The sequence below is a fragment of the Bacteroidota bacterium genome (assembly GCA_016713765.1).
Taxonomy (GTDB): domain Bacteria; phylum Bacteroidota; class Bacteroidia; order AKYH767-A; family 2013-40CM-41-45; genus Pollutiaquabacter; species Pollutiaquabacter aromativorans.
Window position 1 is genome coordinate 1,222,624 of record JADJON010000001.1, and the last position, 14,724, is coordinate 1,237,347.

16 protein-coding genes and 1 tRNA gene are annotated in these 14,724 nt (G+C 54.3%); 4 read left to right on the plus strand and 13 right to left on the minus strand.

All coding sequences use genetic code 11. The annotated features are described in order from the left end of the window. Window positions 1-35: 35 nt before the first annotated feature. The 6 genes from IPJ96_04785 to rsfS all read right to left on the minus strand — a co-directional run bounded on the left by IPJ96_04785 (window position 36) and on the right by rsfS (window position 5,732). On the minus strand, window positions 36-1,385 hold the full coding sequence (locus IPJ96_04785; GenBank protein MBK7909664.1) for a hypothetical protein: 1,350 nt from the start codon (window positions 1,383-1,385) through the stop codon (window positions 36-38). Further along, entirely contained in the window at window positions 1,385-2,197 is an 813-nt protein-coding gene (locus IPJ96_04790; protein ID MBK7909665.1) for a phosphatidate cytidylyltransferase, read from the minus strand. Before IPJ96_04790 ends, IPJ96_04785 begins: the two co-directional genes overlap by 1 nt. Then, window positions 2,194-2,397 (minus strand): DUF2007 domain-containing protein, encoded by a 204-nt coding sequence (locus IPJ96_04795; protein MBK7909666.1) that lies wholly within the window; start codon window positions 2,395-2,397, stop codon window positions 2,194-2,196. The genes IPJ96_04790 and IPJ96_04795 overlap by 4 nt, the downstream gene beginning before the upstream one ends. Beyond that, complete coding sequence (locus tag IPJ96_04800) at window positions 2,398-3,048, minus strand: LUD domain-containing protein (protein ID MBK7909667.1); 651 nt, start codon at window positions 3,046-3,048, stop codon at window positions 2,398-2,400. Window positions 3,049-3,149: 101 nt separating this feature from the next. Then, window positions 3,150-5,231 (minus strand): ATP-dependent zinc metalloprotease FtsH, encoded by a 2,082-nt coding sequence (gene ftsH / locus IPJ96_04805; GenBank protein MBK7909668.1) that lies wholly within the window; start codon window positions 5,229-5,231, stop codon window positions 3,150-3,152. A gap of 84 nt (window positions 5,232-5,315) precedes the next feature. Beyond that, window positions 5,316-5,732: a ribosome silencing factor gene (gene rsfS / locus IPJ96_04810; protein ID MBK7909669.1), complete on the minus strand. Its 417-nt coding sequence runs from the start codon at window positions 5,730-5,732 to the stop codon at window positions 5,316-5,318. A 106-nt stretch (window positions 5,733-5,838) separates the two neighbouring features. Between rsfS and IPJ96_04815 the strand changes: the two genes are divergently transcribed. Continuing rightward, window positions 5,839-6,609, plus strand: a complete 771-nt coding sequence (locus tag IPJ96_04815) for a biotin--[acetyl-CoA-carboxylase] ligase (GenBank protein MBK7909670.1) — start codon at window positions 5,839-5,841, stop codon at window positions 6,607-6,609. Window positions 6,610-6,618: 9 nt separating this feature from the next. On the opposite strand, the gene IPJ96_04820 is transcribed toward IPJ96_04815, so the two are convergent. Continuing rightward, window positions 6,619-7,011, minus strand: coding sequence for an SRPBCC family protein (locus IPJ96_04820; protein ID MBK7909671.1), 393 nt, complete (start codon window positions 7,009-7,011; stop codon window positions 6,619-6,621). Window positions 7,012-7,158: 147 nt separating this feature from the next. Then, window positions 7,159-7,803, minus strand: coding sequence for an orotate phosphoribosyltransferase (locus IPJ96_04825; protein MBK7909672.1), 645 nt, complete (start codon window positions 7,801-7,803; stop codon window positions 7,159-7,161). A gap of 259 nt (window positions 7,804-8,062) precedes the next feature. On the opposite strand from IPJ96_04825, the gene IPJ96_04830 reads away from it, so the two are divergent. After that, window positions 8,063-8,695 (plus strand): NUDIX domain-containing protein, encoded by a 633-nt coding sequence (locus IPJ96_04830; GenBank protein MBK7909673.1) that lies wholly within the window; start codon window positions 8,063-8,065, stop codon window positions 8,693-8,695. A 4-nt stretch (window positions 8,696-8,699) separates the two neighbouring features. On the opposite strand, the gene coaD is transcribed toward IPJ96_04830, so the two are convergent. Genes coaD through IPJ96_04845 form a run of 3 tightly spaced genes read right to left on the minus strand, consistent with a single transcriptional unit; the run spans window position 8,700 to window position 10,631 of the window. Next, window positions 8,700-9,158, minus strand: a complete 459-nt coding sequence (coaD, locus tag IPJ96_04835; GenBank protein ID MBK7909674.1) for a pantetheine-phosphate adenylyltransferase — start codon at window positions 9,156-9,158, stop codon at window positions 8,700-8,702. A gap of 34 nt (window positions 9,159-9,192) precedes the next feature. Beyond that, window positions 9,193-9,741: an RsmD family RNA methyltransferase gene (locus tag IPJ96_04840; GenBank protein ID MBK7909675.1), complete on the minus strand. Its 549-nt coding sequence runs from the start codon at window positions 9,739-9,741 to the stop codon at window positions 9,193-9,195. Further along, complete coding sequence (locus IPJ96_04845; protein ID MBK7909676.1) at window positions 9,729-10,631, minus strand: DUF3822 family protein; 903 nt, start codon at window positions 10,629-10,631, stop codon at window positions 9,729-9,731. Before IPJ96_04845 ends, IPJ96_04840 begins: the two co-directional genes overlap by 13 nt. 132 nt (window positions 10,632-10,763) lie before the next feature. On the opposite strand from IPJ96_04845, the gene IPJ96_04850 reads away from it, so the two are divergent. Beyond that, a tRNA-Val gene (locus IPJ96_04850) sits at window positions 10,764-10,838 on the plus strand. Window positions 10,839-11,334: 496 nt separating this feature from the next. Then, window positions 11,335-12,477 (plus strand): pirin family protein, encoded by a 1,143-nt coding sequence (locus IPJ96_04855; protein MBK7909677.1) that lies wholly within the window; start codon window positions 11,335-11,337, stop codon window positions 12,475-12,477. A gap of 35 nt (window positions 12,478-12,512) precedes the next feature. On the opposite strand, the gene IPJ96_04860 is transcribed toward IPJ96_04855, so the two are convergent. Next, window positions 12,513-13,130, minus strand: coding sequence for a LysE family transporter (locus IPJ96_04860; GenBank protein ID MBK7909678.1), 618 nt, complete (start codon window positions 13,128-13,130; stop codon window positions 12,513-12,515). 10 nt (window positions 13,131-13,140) lie between these two features. Continuing rightward, on the minus strand, window positions 13,141-14,670 hold the full coding sequence (locus IPJ96_04865; GenBank protein ID MBK7909679.1) for a GH3 auxin-responsive promoter family protein: 1,530 nt from the start codon (window positions 14,668-14,670) through the stop codon (window positions 13,141-13,143). Between the last annotated feature and the right edge of the window lie 54 nt (window positions 14,671-14,724).

The following is a 14,724-nucleotide window of genomic DNA, read 5'->3' on the forward strand; positions in this document are numbered from 1 at the left end:
TTTCGGCGATTATCTTGATAACATAGGTGCTCGACTCAACGGTTTTCCAGGAGGTCGGCATTGGGATTTGTTTTTTGTCCCAATTGATCCACCCGCAGGAACACCCGGAAATAGTGCTCCCGGTCCATGCTATCCCAATGGATGATGTTGTATCGGTACTGATAAGTCTGCACCTGATTGACGAAAACAACGAGGAACAGTACAGCGGGTAACCCGATCCGGACTATCCTGTTTTTACGAAGGGCAGACCAAGCCACGCCCAACAAGAGTGCAAAGAACGGCAGGTAGTCGACCATGGGACGCGAGCTAAAGCTTCCGCCGTACCACCAGAGCGACCAGGATGATAGCACCCAGATCACCAACACCAGGAATCCAATGCCGCTGATGGCGCGCCATGGATCATCGCGGAACAAGACGAACGAAACAAGTACGGCCAGTAAACACCAGGGTGTATAAATGAAGAGTCCTTTCCGGTAGCTCAACAAAAAATCGAACAGGTGTGGATGCAACAGGTCCAGTCGTTGTTCACCATACGTGTAGAGGATCAGACTTCCTGATTGGGCATAGTTCAGCAGCACCTGAAACAGCATCCAACCCAAGACGATTGAACCATAGGAGACCAACCGCCATGGTCGGCTTATCAGCGAACTCAGGATGTTGTGCCACCCGTTTCGCCCTGCGATGAAGGGAAGTGAAAACAGCACCATTCCGTTCACCGGACGAATGACGATCAGCAGTCCGAGTAAGAAGGCAAGTTGAAGCATGCGGGATCTGTCGGGACTCCTGGCATACTGTTGGCCGATGTAGATCCAGGCTGCTATGGCTGCAAAGGAATAGACATGCGACATCGAAGGTTCGTTCAGGGCGTAGTAAAACAAGTGTGTCCCGAACGCGAGGCTCAAGAGGATCAATCCGGAAGGAAGATCCGGCACTCCGGAAACAGTGAAAGTCCGTCTCAACAGCCCGAGCCCCAGCAATGCGTAAAAGATGCCGGCAATACTGATGGCGGCCTGATAGGGAAAAGACCAGCCGTCGATCGCTGCGCCGCTGGCGTGCGCGAAGAGGTCGCCGGCAAGAAAGAACGGCGCCATCATGACGGCTGTACCCACGCTGAATTTATTCAGCCGTACATCACCGACCTTTTCACGATAGTCGAAATATCCGGCCGCGGTATAATACTTCGCTTCGATCGCCGGATAAAAATTGAATTGCAGATCATGGTAGATCCAAAGCGCGGGCAGGTAGGCATAGTAGCCTTTCCCGTCGTAGGCGATAATGTCTTTCCACCGATCCTTGCCGAATTTTACATTAATGACAAACAAGAGGTAAACCAGTGCGATGAAAGCCAGGCATGCGTCCGGAAATCGTCGCATGAGTTGGCCCATCAGCGTAGCAGGAGGTAAGTAAACACGAACGGGACGGAAATGAAAAGCCCGTCGAAGCGATCCAGAAATCCTCCATGCCCGGGCAGCAAACTCCCCGAGTCCTTGATTTGGATGCTACGCTTGAAAAGCGATTCCACCAGATCGCCCAGTGTTCCGGTAACAACGATGAGGCCGGCGATGACCATCCAATCGGTGCGATTGAAATTGGTAAAATAGCCGCTGACGATCCAGGCAACCGCGTAGGCGAGTACCAAACCGCCGATCCAGCCTTCCCATGTTTTCTTGGGCGATACGCGTTCGAAGAGTTTGTGCTTGCCGAGAAACCGGCCGGCAAAGTAGCCGCCGGTGTCGCTGGCCCACAGGATGAAAAGGAAGCCCAGGATGTTCTCCCAATGGTACTGCGTCGGATCAACGCCCTGGAAGCCGAACAGGTAAAAGAGAAATAGCGGAGCGACCAGGTAGATCTGTCCAAGCAGGGTGTAAGCGATGTTGGTGAAGGGCTTCTCGGCGCCGGTGTATAATTCCCGAATGAAGACAATGAAGGGCGTAATGATCAGCAGGGGCAGGAGATTCAGCGCGATGCCGAATGTGTTCAGCAGCGGCGGGATGAAGACGATTCCCGCGATCAACAATCCGAAGGATGTCTGTGGACGGATCCCGTCGCCTTCCGCGAGCCGGTAGAATTCCACCAGTGACAGGACCGTGATCAACAACAGGATGAGCAGGAAGGAGGCCTCGCTGTAAACAATTGCGCCGATCAGGAGGGATGCCCCGACGATAGCGGTGAGGACGCGTTGGGTGAGGTTGTTCACAGTTCGTGCTGCTTCAGGATGATCCGGGCGAGCGGAAGGTCTTCCGGCCGGACGTACAATTCAATATCACCGACAAGATAGCTGGAATCCCGTTTGTCGACGATGACGGAAGGAATGCTGTTTTCTTCCAGGATCTCACGAGCGATCTCGGCCTGGTGAATTTGTCCCGTGAAATAAACACGCTCCCACTGCGGCTCCATTCAGGCTTCGTTGGTGTCGATCAGGAACACATAGATGTCCCGCGGTCCGTGTGCCGGACTAACCAAGGTCTTTTCAATATCGGCGGTGCGACTCGGACCGGCAAGTGACGCGACAAAGGAAGGGAACTGTTCACCGTATTTTGCTTTCACCCGGGCCAGGGCCTCGCTGAGGTCGCGCACCAAGTCATGCGTGCGTGCTACGATGATGTGAATGGTCGGTGCAACGAACAGTCTGCGTCCGGAGCCCTGGCGGGAGGAGACGAGGATGCTGCCCAGCCGGGCGACGAGGGCTTCACATCCGGTAATTCCGACCATCTCTTCCGGGTATTCATTTGTCTCCCGGACGTATGGGAAGTCGACCCGGTCAAAGAGTTCCGTCAGCCAGGGTTCCGTGCAATGGATCTGCTTCCAACCGGAGTCGCTGGCAAGCGTAACCAGTTGCTCGGCGAAGTCGAGTTCGTTCTCGCAATAGACGAATCGTCCGCCGATCTTCTGAAAAGCTTCGGCGAATTGTTCTTCCAGGCTGTCCGCTTGACCTTCTGAATAGACATTCTTTTCCCAGTCAATGACCGGAAACTGCGGATTGGTCTTATGGATCAGCGCCTGGCGGATCCGTTTGAGGACTTTTTCCCGGGTCGTACTCTCTTGCATACGCTTTGCGCGTTCGAACTCAACGAAGATACGAATTGGGTAATTGGCGGAGGTAAAAAAAAAGAGCGGCGCCCACTGGCGCCGCTCCCTATCAGTCTGGTTCAGGCTTGCCCTCCGGTGAGGGCGGGTCCGGGCTCCGGAGGAACGGTCGGAGCGGGATCCTGGACTGCCGGAGGCGTGGCCGTGGAATTGCCGTTCGAGGATGGAGCTTTCAGGCTCGGTACCTCCCGGTCTTCCCACTGGCGCTTGCCGAAGATCTGTTCAAGGTCTTCCTTGAAAATCACTTCGCGTTCCAGGAGTCGCTGTGCGAGTTGGTCGAGCTTCTCCTTGTTCTTCATGAGCAGGTTGCGCGTTCTTTCGTATGCTTCATCGATCATCTTCTTTACTTCCTGATCGATGGTCTGAGCGGTGAGCTCACTGTACGGTTTGCCGAAGTTGTATTCCTGTTGGCCGGTCGAATCGTAGAAGCTGATGTTGCCGATCTTTTCGTTCAAGCCGTAAATGGTCACCATGGCGTAAGCCTGTTTGGTGATCTTCTCCAGATCGCTGAGCGCACCGGTCGATACTTTCCCGAAGATAATGTCTTCCGCGGCACGGCCACCGAGGGCGGCGCAGATTTCGTCCATGATCTGCTCCTTCGTGGTGATCTGCCGTTCTTCCGGCAGGTACCAGGCGGCACCGAGTGAATTTCCGCGCGGGACAATGGTCACCTTGACGAGCGGATGGGCATGTTCGAGCAACCAGCTTACCGAAGCGTGGCCCGCCTCGTGATAAGCGATCACCTTCTTCTCTTGCGACGAGATGATCTTGTTCTTCTTCTCCAGGCCGCCAATGATACGGTCAATGGCGTCGAGGAAATCCTGTCGTTCGATGACTTGTTTGTTCTTCCGAGCCGCGATGAGCGCGGCTTCGTTACAGACGTTGGCAATGTCCGCGCCGGAGAAGCCCGGTGTCTGACGGGCGAGGAATTCCACATCAACCGTTTCGTTGGTCTTCAGCGGTTTCAGGTGAACGTTAAAGATGGCATGGCGTCCGTTCAGGTCGGGCAACTCAACGTAGATCTGCCGGTCGAATCGTCCGGGACGAAGCAGCGCTCGGTCGAGGATATCGGCGCGGTTGGTCGCCGCGAGCACGATAACACCAGAGTTGCTGCCGAAGCCGTCCATCTCGGTAAGCAACTGGTTGAGCGTGCTTTCGCGTTCGTCGTTGGCGCTGAAGGAAGGTGATTTGCCGCGCGCGCGGCCGATCGCGTCGATCTCGTCAATGAAGATGATACAAGGCGCTTTCTCCTTGGCCTGGCGGAACAGGTCGCGAACGCGTGATGCGCCGACGCCAACGAACATCTCAACGAAATCGGAGCCCGACAGGCTGAAAAAAGGCACCTGCGCTTCACCGGCCACGGCTTTGGCGAGCAAAGTCTTTCCGGTTCCGGGAGGACCTACCAACAACGCACCGCGCGGGATCTTACCGCCGAGTTGGGTGTACTTTTTCGGGTTCTTGAGGAAGTCGACGATTTCCATCACTTCGACCTTTGCCTCTTCGAGTCCGGCAACGTCGTTGAAGGTCACCTTCACTTGCAACTCCTTGTCGAACAGTTGCGCTTTCGATTTGCCGATGTTGAAGATCTGGCTGCCGCCGCCGGCAGTATTCATGCGTCGCATGACCAGCACCCAGATCAGCACGAAGAAGGCGATCGTCGGGATCCAGGTGAAGAACATATCCCAGAGGGTGCGGTTGTCTTGCTCGTATTCGAGTGAAACGCGCTCCTCTGCGGGGAAATCTTTCTGGGCTTCTTCGATCTTCTTGGCGAATAATTCAGCCGGACCGGTGTTCAGAATGAAGTGCGGCCCCGGATTGTCGATGTTGCCCCAGGTCTTGGTGCGGACTTCCTTGTACTTGTCCTCTTTCAGCCGTTCCGGCTTGATGTAAATGTGGGCGACATCGTTGGTCACGACGATCCGATCGACATCCTTCGTCATGAGCATGTTTCGCTCGAATTTATCGAAGGTGGTCTTGCGTTCGGTTCCGCCCCATTGGAACAACTGGGTCAGGATCAGGATGACGATGATGATCCCATAGATCCAATAGAAATTGAAATTGAAACGTGGCGGACCCGGCAGTTTCTTGCCGCCGCCCTTATTGCCGCTCTCACGCTGCTCCGGGTTTTTCTTCTCCTCACTCATGGTAGACGTACTGAAACCGTACAACCGTTCCGCGTGTCAAACACACGGATTCGCAGACGGTCGACAGCTTAACAATGTTTTGGTTTAATAGTTACTTGCGATGCGTTGGATATCGGCATCTGCCCACAGGCGTTCCAGCCCGTAGAATTCACGTTTATCCTGCAGGAAGACGTGGGCGACGACGGTAAAATAATCCAGCAGGATCCATTCCGCATTTGTTTGTCCTTCGGAATGAAGCGGCTCTTCCCCCAATTTCTTGTAAACAAATTCTTCGATGGAGCGGGCGATGGATTCAATGTGTGTCCGGGAGTCGGCGTGGCAGATGACGAAAAAGTCGGCAACGGAATTTTTCAGGTTGCGTAAGTCGATCCAGACAATATCCTTCGCCTTCTTCTCCTGCATCCCCTCGATGATCGCGTCGCGCAGCTGTTCGTGTTCGGCCAATTTACGGACGGATTTTTTAGCAACTTTACGCGCAGGGGCCTTTTTTGTTTTGGGCATTCAGGTGGGTGAAAGGCTGGTTTTTAATTAATTATAGAGACGCAAAGGTAAGCAATTTATTGTACCCGTTAAATTACAACGGGATCAGCTTCTGCCGGTTCCTGATATGACACGCGAGTTAACAACCTTATTCACAGGCCGAAGGCGGTTTGATCTGGACTCCGTCGCGTCGACCAATGCCTACCTGGGCGATCTGCTCCGGCGCGAATCCCTGCCGGAGGGTGCACTTGTCTGCACGACCGTACAACCCGAAGGACGTGGTCAGCAGGGCACCCGATGGCTCAGCGCTCCCGGAAAGAACCTGTTGGCCAGCTTTTACTTCCGTCCGGACTTTCTGCCCTTGTCGGAAGTCTTCCGGCTTAACGAAATTTTCAGTTTGGCTGTTTCAGACACCGTAGCTTCATTCATCACGGACGAGGTGCAGATCAAGTGGCCCAACGATATCTACGTGAATGGCGAGAAGGTCGCCGGCCTGCTGATCGAGAACACGATCCAGGGGAGCAGGATCGGTGCCAGTATTCTGGGAGTCGGATTGAACGTGAACGAAACGATGTTCCCTGCCGAGTTGCCGAATCCGGTTTCACTCGCGGTCCTGACGCGCCACCAGCATGAGATCGAAAGCGTTGTGATCGAATTGTGTAACCACCTGGAGCACCGCTACCTTCAGTTGAAGCAAGGGAAAACGGAAAGCTTGCGGCAGGAATTCATTGCGAGACAATACCGGCGGGGAGTATGGGCGTTGTTCAGCGATTCAAACGGCACTTTCCGGGCGCGCTTCAAGGACATTACCCCGGAAGGCCGACTTTGCCTCGAACACGAGGATGGATCGGTGGTGAAGTACGACCTGAAATCCATCCGGTACGTACTCGATTGCTGAGCTTGCCGCTCAGATCTCCTTCATTTTATGTGCCAGCAAGTTCAGGAAGTTGGTGAGCGGACGCTCTGCCATCATCTTGAGCATCGGGTTCAGGTCGGCATCAAACAACAATTGTACGTCAGAACCTGTGCCGTTCGGCGCAATGGTGCACGTCAGGTTGAAATCAAAGGGCGCTTTGCCGTCGCGTACGACTTTGATGCTGCTGTGGGGCGTCTTTTCCTGTATCCGCATGCCCAGTGTTGCCATTCCGGCAATGGTAAAACTGCAACTATCGGAAGTGGATTGCCAGTTGGTAACCTGATCCGGCATCAGTCGCTGAAAGTTGTTGAAGTCGGATAGAAAACCGAAGATCGTTTCCGGGTTCTTGGGGCAGGTGACGGTGTCGGAGGATAAGCGGGTCATGAGGGTTATTTGTTCCGGGTTCCGGGTTTCGGGTTCCGGGTTTCGAGTTGTTTTAAAGTGTAATGGTAAGGGTGAATGCACTAGCATCAGGTAGCGCTGCAGATTTCAATTTCAATCCCGGAACCCGGAACTCGAAACCAACAACTTTCATTTCGTGTTCCAATGTTCAGGATCGTGTCGCCATTGGCGGAGAACTTCAAGGTGTTGGGAGGATACCGCTTTTGTTTCAACGGCTTTTTCCAGGAGCACTTCGTAGTTGCTGAGCGAGTAAAACGGGCAGTGAGCGGTCCGGAAATTCTCCTCGGCTTTTTTCAATCCGTAAGAGAACACGGCCAACAATCCTTTCACGGTGCAGCCGGCTTCACGCAAGGCCTCTACCGCTTTCAGACTGGATTTTCCGGTGGAGACGAGGTCTTCGATCACAACGACTGTCTGTCCGGGTTTCAATTCGCCTTCGATGAGATTCTGACGGCCGTGGTCTTTAGGCGAGGAGCGGACGTAAACGAATGGTAACCCCAATGCTTCCGCTACGAGCGCTCCTTGCGGAATCGCAGCAGTCGCGACACCTGCAATCACTTCCGGCTTGCCGAATCGTGTTTCGATGGCTTTGACCAGCTCTTGTCGGATGTAGGTGCGGATCCTTGGATAAGACAAGGCGATCCTGTTGTCGCAGTAGATGGGTGATTTCCAGCCCGACGCCCAGGTAAAGGGTTCTTCGGGTTGCAGGCGAATGGCTTTGATTTGAAGCAGGTGCTCCGCGATGGTGTGGGCGGTGTCGTCGCGCTGGGACATGGTGCAAAACTACGCAATTCGGGCGTTTCCTACTGATTGACGGTTGAATGACCTTGCAGCAACCCCACTGTACACACGGTTCCTGCCTACGAACTTCGGATGAGAGCTTGTCACGGGATTTACGATGACCAAAAATTGTTTGGGTCCGGAATGTTGATCAATGGATTAAATGGGGAGTTCCACTAGTGGCAACAGAAGGATTCAAATTAATTTTCGCTCATCATTACCAATCTTCCTGAATCGTATTTATCTTCCTCATGTGATTCACACTGCTTATCTGCATGATAAACCCTTGCACTTCGTAGAAGTGTACAACGCCGGTGGTACTGATTTTCAACCCGGCTACCTGATCACCAGTGAACAGGAAATGACGCTGGAGCAGGCCATCCGCGAGTTGAGCAAGGAGAAGTCGCCGAACGGTATTCTCTACCTCTGTGAGCATCCCGATACGGTTTGGCTTCAGTTCTGCCACATGTTCACCCTTGTAGAAGCTTCCGGAGGTGTTGTGGAAAACGCTGATGGCGAGCTACTGGCGATCTTCCGGAAAGGTAAATGGGATCTTCCCAAGGGCAAGGTTGACGGGGATGAAAGTCCTGAGGAAGCAGGTATTCGTGAAGTAGAGGAGGAATGTGGAATCACGTCACCGGTCATTGAATCGGAACTTCGTCCTACGTTTCATACGTACGAGGAAAAAGGCCGGCGCTTGTTGAAAAAGACGCATTGGTACCGCATGCGTTACGAAGGCAACGAAGCGCTGTTGCCCCAGCTCGAGGAGTCCATCACGAATGCACGTTGGATGTCGCGTGATGAGTTTTCCCGTGTGTTCCTGGGGAACACCTATGCCAGCCTGCGTGCGATGCTGGAACGGTATCTCAAGTCCGAAAAAGCCTGATCGATCAAAGGGTCACCGACTTCGGGACGAATTGCGAGACGTCTCCCTGATAAAGCAGGATGTCGCGAACAATCGTTGACGAAATGTGTGACAAGTGGGGGTCCGCCACGACAAAGATCGTGTCGACGCCCGGATGCAGCGCCCGGTTCATCTGGGCGATGGCGCGTTCGAATTCGTAATCAGCCGACGTGCGGAGCCCGCGCAGGATGTAATTCGCCCCGATCGATTTGCAGAAATCAACGGTAAGACCGCTATAGCGCTCCACCCGGATGTTGGAGGCGTCGGCGAAGGTCTGCCGGATGAAATGTTCCCGCCGATCCTGCGAAAAGAAATAGTGTTTGTTCGAGTTATACCCGATGCCGATCACAATCTCGTCGAAGAGTGGCAGACAACGACGAACGATGCTCTCGTGACCCAGCGTGATCGGATCGAAGGAGCCGGGGAAAACGGCGATCTTTTTCATGGTGCTTGCGCGAGTGAACGAAGTTACGAAACGCTTAGTCTTGTACAGGTTTGAAAGTGTAGAAGGAAAATGCGCAGTTCCCGTAAACGCGCACTTCTGCCGGTTCGTAAACGGATACGATTTTCCGTTTAGCCTGGTGTTCTAGAATGAACATACCCTCAGGTGCCAGCCAGCCGTTGTTCAAAACCAGTTCCGGCAGACGGTCGGATTCCTCCAGTTCAAAAGGCGGGTCCGCGAAGACGATGTCATAGGGAATGGCGGGCTGTTTGAGGTAACGAAACACATCCGCTTTATGGGTCCGGATGCCGGGAAAGTCCAGCTGTCGCGCCGTTTCCTGAACGAAGCGCACACAACCTGCATGCTGGTCCACAGCTGTAATGGAAAGTGATCCACGGGAAGCGAATTCGAAACTGATACCCCCTGTTCCGCAAAACAGGTCCAGGACGCTGACGGATTCGAAGTCGATGCGGTTGCTCAGAATGTTGAACAGCCCGGTCTTGGCGTAGTCGGTAGTCGGGCGGACGGGCAACTTGGCCGGCGCCTGGAGCATGCGCCCCTTGCGACTGCCTCCTATGATGCGCACAGGCTCAGGCTGAATAGATCGAGGTGACGGTAGGCCGGCACTTCGAGCAGTTTATAGCTGGCTTGAAAATAGTCGGGCCATCCGGCCACTCGAAGCTGAGGAAGATGGTCTTTCAGCCGAAGAAGGGCTCCACTGCGCGGGTCAGCGCTTCCGAAGATCTCCAGGTTTACCTGATCCGGCATCAATTCCAGCCGTTCCAGTATGAACAAGGTGTAATACAGTACTTCGTCGGCGGTATTGACCGGAAAGGAATTTTGCAGGAGCAGTTTCTTTCCACTGTACACCAGGATATCGAGTTCCCGCTGACTGAGGTGCAGGGAAACAGTTGGTTGGCTACCAATGCTCGATTCAAGGGAGGCGCGTTCCAACTGAGCGCCTACCGCATGCAGCACGACCGGGTTTTGAAACAGATGCGCGGCCATGTGGTAGAGTTCGGGTTCGAGTCCGAAAATCAGACGGGCATCAAAGCCCTGAATGCGTTGATGGAACGCTTGCAGATCGCTGCGGCTTTGGGTAAAGCGAAGCAGGCGCGTTTCGTCACCCTGCTGGAAGAGACCGTTTGGCACCAGGGTGTACCAGGCGTTACCGAATCCCAGGAAACTCCGGCTAAATTCGAATTCCTTGAGGATCCGACTCTCGTTCACCGCAAGTCGAAACTGTTCGGCGGAGGATCTGCCCGGTTGCTCCGCATTAGGTAGCGTTTCGAGCGCCAGGAACTTGCGGCTACGTCGTTCCTGCAGGCTGATACTCAACCCGCCGCCGCAGAACAATGCGAAGAGATCGCACGTGCCGGCTGTATGGTTCGAGAGTGATTCGTCTACCAGGCAGAGGCCTGTTTCCTGTTCAGCCAGTGGTGAACGAAACGGGTGGTCGGAGATCAGGCTGGCCATGACATGGTGAATCGGCCTCCAAAGCTAAAAAAACCCGTCGTACTGTGCTTTTTTGGGGTAGGAAAGCCGGCAGGATTTTCTGGCGTTGGATAATTTTCTACTTTTGCGCCCCCACCTCACCGTGGGGTGCCCGGACGCTTAGCTCAGTTGGTTTAGAGCATTACCTTGACAGGGTAGGGGTCACAGGTTCGAATCCTGTAGCGTCCACAACGATAAGGCCTCCTGGTTAGCTCCGGGGGGCATTTTTTTTTTTTTTGACTGCTCACTCCCACTGTTTCTCACACTCCGCACTAATTCCACGGAAGGGTAGTGTGAGCGTAAGAAACAGTGTGAGTGTACAGTGTTTTTCTGCTCACCCACACTGTTTCTCACACTCCGCACTAATGCTAAGAAAGGGATAGTGTGAGTGTAAGAAACAATGTGAGTGTACAGTGTTTTTCTGCTCACTCCCACTGTTTCTCACACTCCGCACTTATTCCACGGAAGGATAGTGTGAGTGTAAGAAACAGTGTGAGTGTACAGTGTTTTTCTGCTCAGCCACCCTGTTTCTCACACTCCGCACGAATGCCACGGAAGGGTAGTGTGAGAGTAAGAAACAGTGTGAGTGAACAGAAAAAGGGGAAACTATTGACCGTATGAACTGTTTTTTGTAACTATACACTTGCCTCGCCACACGATTTATTTTCCTAAAACATCCTGAATCATGAGTGAGCCACTCCAACGCCGGAACTTCCTTTCGCGCTTCGCCCTGGGGCTGACGACCGCCCTGGCGGCTCCTTTAGTCGCTGCTTCCAAAAAACTCGGAGGCGATGCAGAAAACACCTCCCCCATGCCAGCCATCCGGAAAATCAAACCCCTGGGATTCCAATGGGAAACCGCGGACCCCTTTCTCTTTTGTGTCCATCACGAAGACCAGTTTCCCAAAGGGAACATGGAAATGGGCCCCGCCTGTTCACTGCAGGGCCGGCACCTGGGCGATGATTTCATTATCAAGGACGGATTCCGCATGTACCATGGTAAGAAAGTGCCAGGCTTCCCCGGGCACCCGCACCGCGGATTTGAAACCATTACGGTTGTACGGAAAGGCCTGGTCGACCATGCCGATTCGATGGGCGCGGCAGGACGCTATGGCAATGGAGATGTACAATGGATGACCGCCGGGAAAGGCGTGCAGCATTCGGAGATGTTTCCCTTGCTCAGCCAGGAGAAGGAGAATCCGATGGAACTCTTCCAGATCTGGCTGAACCTCCCGGCACGAAACAAGATGGTGGAGCCGCACTTCAAGATGTTGTGGCGCGACAGCATTCCGAACTACGTGCATCGGGATAAAGCTGGAAAGAAAACAGTGGTAGAAATCATCGCCGGAAAGATCGGCGACAAGCGCGCTCCAGCGCCGCCGCCCGATTCGTGGGCCGCACCGGAACAACACGAGGTAGCGGTATGGAATATCAAGATGGAGGCGGGTAGCAGCTGGACACTTCCGGCTGCATCCAAGGGTGTCAACCGTACGATCTACTGCTACGAAGGAGAGGGCATTCGTGTAGCTGCGACGGCGATCCCACGCTACAATGCTGTCGAATTGGAGCCGGATGCTGTCGTTGAAATCGTCGCAGGCGATAACCCTGCAAGCATCCTGTTATTGCAGGGTCGTCCGATCGGCGAAACGGTCATCCAATACGGTCCCTTCGTGATGAACACGAAGGAAGAGATCAATCAGGCTTTTGAGGACTACCACCGCACACAATTCGGCGGCTGGCCCTGGCCGCGGTACGACCAGGTGCACGATCGCTCCCGCACCCGATTCGCGCGTCATGCCGACGGACGGGAGGAAGTGAAGGAGGGGTAACGGTTACGATGTATTAGCGGTATTCCTCACGCTGTTCAAGACTGCAGGAACGCCCGCACGATCATTTCCACTCCGAATCCCGCCACGATCAATCCGGTAATGCGGTTGATCCATTTCATCACCTGTGCGTTGAGGAGTCGCTTCAGTTTTCCGGCGCCATAGGATTTGAGCAGGTCGGTGCTCAGTACCGTACCCAGCACACTTCCGAAAAAGGTGAAGCGATCCGACAAGCTGTATTGCTCGCGTAAGCTGACGATACCGATCACACTTAACCAGAACAGGAGGACCATCGGGTTGAGGGTGTTCATCAGGAATCCGCGAACCAGGTAATGGCCATGCACGGTGCGACGATCATCATCGACTTCCTTCGCTTTCGGCTGCCGGGTCATCTGCACGACGCCGAAGATGATCAGGACGGAACCGCCCACCCATCCCATGATGTCGCGGTGCGTGTTGAGCAGGTCGAGCTGTCCGGCGAACAGGTAACCCAAAGCGATCAGCGAGGCATCACTGACAAAGACCCCGAATGCGAAGAACAGTCCGGCGCGGAATCCTTCGTGGAGGCTGGTCTGGATAAGGGCGAAGAAGACCGGCCCTACCATCAGGGCCAGGGCCAGGCCAAATGTGATACCGCTCAGCAGGGGCTCGAGCATACAGGGAAGATTAACGCGACGCGTCGAGGAAGTTTTTCCAGGCGTCGTGCTGGGCAGCCTTCATGACACGCGGGAACTTGTTCTGCCCGCCCATCCGTCCGTTTGCCTGCATGAATTGATAAAAACGCTCGGCGGGAATGGTGGTAATCATCGGAGCGTGCAGGGCCGAACCACGCTCTACCGCATAATCGTCGTTCAGTCGTTTCAACTCCTCATCGAGGTGCCGACCGGCTTCATCCACGTTCAGGGAACCGTGTTGTACACCGAGGTACCATTGGTGCGCAAAGCTGCCCTGATGCGGGACGCCACATACGGTGAATTCGGGAATGTCGACGCTGAAACGCCGGCTAACCGCTTCTACCGCGTGGTTCATATTGTCGACCGACAAGTGCTCACCCACCAGACTCAGGAAGTGTTTGGTGCGGCCGGTGATGATGATATCGCCCTGGGAAACGTCCGTGAACCGGATCACGTCGCCGATCAGATACCTCCAGGCGCCGGCGCAGCTGCTCAAAACAAGGGCGTAGTCTTTTCCATTCTCCGCCTTGTCGATCGTGACCGCTTTCGCTTCGGGTCGCGGTTCGCCGTTGTCATCGAAATTCGTCTCGTTGAACGGGATGAACTCGAAGAAGATCCCGTTGTTCATCACCATGCGCATGTGTCGCACACCGGGTTCCGTCTGGAAGGCAAAGAAGCCTTCCGAAGCAGGGTACATTTCGATATAGTGGACAGGATGCGCGAAGAATTTATCGAATGAACTCCGGTAAGGATCGAAGGATACCCCGCCGTGCGCATAAACGCGCAGGTTGGGCCAGAGGTCGTGGATCGTTTTCAACTTGTACCGTTCGATCACTTTTTCCAGCAGCAATTGTACCCAGGACGGAACACCGGTGATGATGCCGATATCCCAATTCGCCGCCTGACGGGTGATCTCTTCCAGTTTGATGTTCCAGTCCTTTTCACGGGAGATTTCCTTTCCCGGTTTGTAATAGCGTTGGAACCAGATCGGCACACGCCTTGCGGAGATGCCGCTCACGTCGCCTTCGTAATAACCGCCATGCTTTTTCAAGTCGGTGGATCCACCCAGCCAGAGAATGCCTTTTTCAAAAAACTCTGCCGGAAGGTCATAGCGTCCGAGCGTCAGGATCTGCCGGATGCTGGCTTTCCGAAGGGCTTTGATCATTTCCTTCGTCACCGGAATGTGCTTGCTGGCCGATTCGGAAGTCCCGGACGATAGCGCGAAATATTTCACATAACCCGGCCAGCAAACATCCGTCTCTTCCGCCAGGCAACGGTGCCACCAGTCTTTGTAAATCGAATTGTAAGTGAATAACGGAACCCGATCCTGGAAGCGTGCACTGAAGTCGCGCGCCGACAATAGTTCATCGAAGCCGTAATGCTTTCCAAAGGCCGTAGAACGTGCCGCGCGCAATAACTTGCGCAGCTCTTTACGTTGTTCGCGGGCGGGGTCAAGCTCCCGCAGCCGAACACGTGAGCCGAGAATCAGGCCTTGTTTGATGAGCGCTCCGATCAGGGTCATAGTCGAGGTCGGCCAAAGGTAATCATTGAGGGGGTACGGCAGCGGCCGGATCGG